Here is a 3,624-nt window from a genome sequence, read left to right on the forward strand (position 1 = left end):
CAGCAGGGGTGTCATCGGGTCGTCATCCACCGCATCCGAGGCCAGATAGCTGTTTTCGACATCCCGTTCCAGCAGGCCTTGCCGTTCCAGATAGCGACCCACCCGGTGGGCGATGGTGTGCGTCAGCTGGGTGAGCTCTGGGCTGGTCGGCGCCTTGACCCAGCGGAAACGCGCTGAGCCGTGGGATTGCTCGACATACACACCGTCGAGAAACAGCATGTGGAAGTGAACATTCAGATTGAGCGCCGATCCAAAACGCTGGATCAGGGTGACCGCGCCCGTCTTGGCCACTTGGTGGGTATGGCCCGCTTTCTTGACCAGGTGCGTGGCAATGACGCGGTAAACGATGCCCAGCACCCACCCCATGATCTCGGGCCGGCTGGCAAACAGGAAACGCAGCTGAAACGGGAAGCTCAACACCCACTGACGCATGGGTTGTTCAGGCAGTACTTCATCAACCAGCAAGGCGGCACTTTCGGCCATCCGCCGCGCCCCACAGCTCGGGCAGAAACCGCGACGCTTACAGCTGAAAGCGACCAGGTGCTCGGCGTGGCAAGACTCGCAGCGAACCCGTAGAAAGCCATGCTCCAGCCGCCCGCATTGGAGAAATTCTTCAAATTCCCGTTGCACATAGCCCGGCAATTCCTTTCCCTGCTCTGCCATAAGCGCAGCGAATGCCGGGTAATACTCGTCAACGATCTGATAGAGAAGGGTTTGCTCGGGTCGGTGGCTCTGGTAACGACCAGTATCCCGATCCCGGCTGGCCGTCCTGGCCGCCACATGAGGCATGTTCCGCGTCCTTGCAATACTGTGTTTACATACAGTCTATCGCTTAGCGGAAAGTTCTTTTACCCTCAGCCGAAATGCCTGCCGTTGCTAGACATTGCCAGCCAGTGCCCGTCACTCCCACTCAATAGTTGGCACAAAGTCCTATTCTAGGCACTACCATTACTTTACAACGCCTGAAGAAAAGAGGATATGTTTCCTTAACTGAATTACATTTACAACTTAACCCATCTCTTTGCGAACCGCCGAGTACGTGACCCGTACGCTCGGTGGTGTGAGAGGCGCACTCCGTCAGTTACTGGCGGAGCCGTCTACTCGATTATGTGCCGTTTTATTCCATTTTATACATTTAACAATTGCTGAAACGTAAAGTCGGGTTTAAACATTTCAATTTCGTTTTGAGTTGATTCTTCTTGTGCTTCTTTGCCATAGATAAACATTTGCTGTTCATAATTTTCAATAGCCTCTTCAATGCTGTTAAATTTCCCATTGGTCAGATTATCCGACAATATCAAGGCATCCATCAACCCGCTGTTTACGCCTTGTCCTGCAAAAGGAGGCATCAAATGAGCAGCATCTCCAATCATCGTTATGGGTAATGGACGCTTACTTTTCCAAGACTTACCTAAGGGAAATATTCGTGTCGCTAACCCTACAAAAGATGATGTCACACGAATCAGTTCTTTGTAGCGTTCGTCCCAATCGGAAAATTCTTTCAGAAGAAAATCAACGACACTATTTCTGTTTTGAAAATCTACCTGCGTTTGGTTTTTCCATTCATCAGGTGTTTTAAAACTTATTCCAAAATGCAATGCACCATTATTATTAGGATTCGCAAATAATAAATTACCTTGATGAGCAGCCATTAGCCGGTTTCCATTGCATAGCTGAAAAAATCCAGGACAGTTCACCTCTGGATGATGAATATCGGCTTGTATATTGAAAGTACCTGTTTCTTCAACTTCCGTGTCGGTAACAAATTTTCTTACTTTAGACATTCCACCATTGGCAATAATAACCAGATCTGCTGTTTCACTCGGTTTATTCTCAAAAGTTAGTGTCCACTTCTTCTTACCAGGTTCAAGCATAACAAGTTTTCTATCCCAAATAACCGTGTCGTTTTCTAAACTATTCAACAAGATAGCCCTTAAGTCATTTCTGTTTATTTCAGGATTGTCAAATCGATTTTCGGGCTTTACATTTTTTGTGGATAAAATATTGCCTTTTTCATCAGCAATATTTACACCCATTGGTAAGGCTAAGTCATAATAAGTTTGTAACAATCCCGCTTTTTTCATTGCTTCCTGACCTGAACCTTTGTGTAGGTCAAGGGTTCCACCAAAAATTCTTGCCTCTCGGTCGTTGTCTCTTTCGTAAACTGAAACGTCTATGCCGTTTTGCTGTAATAATTTTGCCATAGTCAGTCCAACGGGTCCACCACCAATTATTGCAACGTTCTTATCACTAAGTAAATTCATTTGTTTTTCTTTATTGCTCATTTATATGTTTTTCAATTCCGTCAATTATTGTTGTCCAATCTTCAAAGTGCAATTCGTGTCCTGTTCCTTCAAGAGTAATTAATTTCGTATTTTGTATTTTCTCAATTAATACACCAGCGTTTTTATAGTGCCAAATTTTGTCATCTGTTCCGTGAATTATCAAGGTTGGTTGATTTACTTCATTTAGTCTATTCCAATATTCTTCACTACCTTGCAATGTAGCGTGATTGAACATACTTATATAATTGTTTGCTCTATTGAACTCAGCTCTTATCAGCTTTTCACTTCTTTGTTTATCAAATTGTTTCTTGCCGCACATTAATTCTGCACCCTGAATTAAATAGTTTACCACACTGTCTTCATTTGACCAATCGACTGTGCCTGCTTTACCATGGAAATCTAAAATACGTGTGTCCATCTCAGGAATAGTTGGGTCCGAGTCTCCCCAAGGGCCTGTAGACATAAGTGTTAATGAGCTAACTCTATCGGCAAACTTTATAGCTGCTATTTGTGTAATTAGCCCACCTAATGACATACCCACAAAATGTGCTTTGTCTATTTCATAGCCGTCCAAAATTGCAATGGCATCATTTGTTAAGTCAACAATGTCGTATGGTGCTGAACCCGGCTCATAATTAGTGGATTTTCCTACATCTCTGTTGTCGTAACGAATAACAAAAAATCCTTTTTCAGATAATTGTTGGCAAAATTCAGTGTCCCAATACAGCATTGATACGGTTGCACCTGCTACCAAAAGGATTGCTGGATTTTTCTTATTTCCAAAACTTTCCGTACAGAGTTCAATGCCGTTTGTTTTAATTATTTTCTCTTTCATTTCTGTTTTCCTTTGTTTGCAACTGATTATTATCAGTCCTAAAATTAATATCCAAAGTAGTTTTTTTTTCATTTATCAATGTTTAACTGTTATGCTGGTATCTTTCACAATGCCCGCTAACTTATATATATACGAAACATTCTACTCTATTTCATACCCATATGGCAAGATAGGCGAATGTTTTTACTATTTTATTTCGCATTTTGAATTTCTCAAATATAAAAATTATTTTAACATTTTAGTACTTATAGTGCTTAATTATTTATGTTTCAAATCTTATGAAATCATATAATATATAAAAATATATGTATATATAAATATATTAAAGTTGTGTCAAATGTTAAAATTTAAAATTAACAGAAAAAGGAGTTTATAGTTAGGGTCTGTTGAGAATTACCGAGAGTTAATTACACTCGCGCACAATTGAATCATGGCTTCAAAACTCGTATCTGTTTTACAACTACGCATCGCTATACGTTTAAATTCTTTTAACTTACAGAAATA

The 3,624-nt window shown here is 41.3% G+C and carries 2 protein-coding genes and 2 pseudogenes; all 4 read right to left on the bottom strand.

Annotated elements, in window-relative coordinates; all coding sequences use genetic code 11:
• Nucleotides 1-789: pseudogene (locus FTT64_RS14215) on the bottom strand (IS91-like element ISVsa3 family transposase); the annotation flags it as partial.
• Between the two features lie 338 nt (nt 790-1,127).
• Complete coding sequence (locus FTT64_RS14220) at nt 1,128-2,285, bottom strand: tetracycline-inactivating monooxygenase Tet(X4) (protein ID WP_094309310.1); 1,158 nt, start codon at nt 2,283-2,285, stop codon at nt 1,128-1,130.
• Nucleotides 2,275-3,120, bottom strand: coding sequence for a macrolide hydrolase EstT (estT, locus tag FTT64_RS14225; protein WP_164538741.1), 846 nt, complete (start codon nt 3,118-3,120; stop codon nt 2,275-2,277). The genes FTT64_RS14220 and estT overlap by 11 nt, the downstream gene beginning before the upstream one ends.
• Nucleotides 3,121-3,513: 393 nt before the next feature.
• Nucleotides 3,514-3,624, bottom strand: a pseudogene (locus tag FTT64_RS14515) (IS5 family transposase); the annotation flags it as partial.

It is taken from the genome of Acinetobacter sp. Q186-3, assembly GCF_013420655.1.
GTDB lineage: Bacteria > Pseudomonadota > Gammaproteobacteria > Pseudomonadales > Moraxellaceae > Acinetobacter > Acinetobacter indicus.

Excerpts from the sequence above, each read along its gene's own strand:
- FTT64_RS14220 (WP_094309310.1), bottom strand. The coding sequence starts at position 2,285 with ATGAGCAATAAAGAAAAACAAATGAATTTACTTAGTGATAAGAACGTT.
- estT (WP_164538741.1), bottom strand. The coding sequence starts at position 3,120 with ATGAAAGAGAAAATAATTAAAACAAACGGCATTGAACTCTGTACGGAA.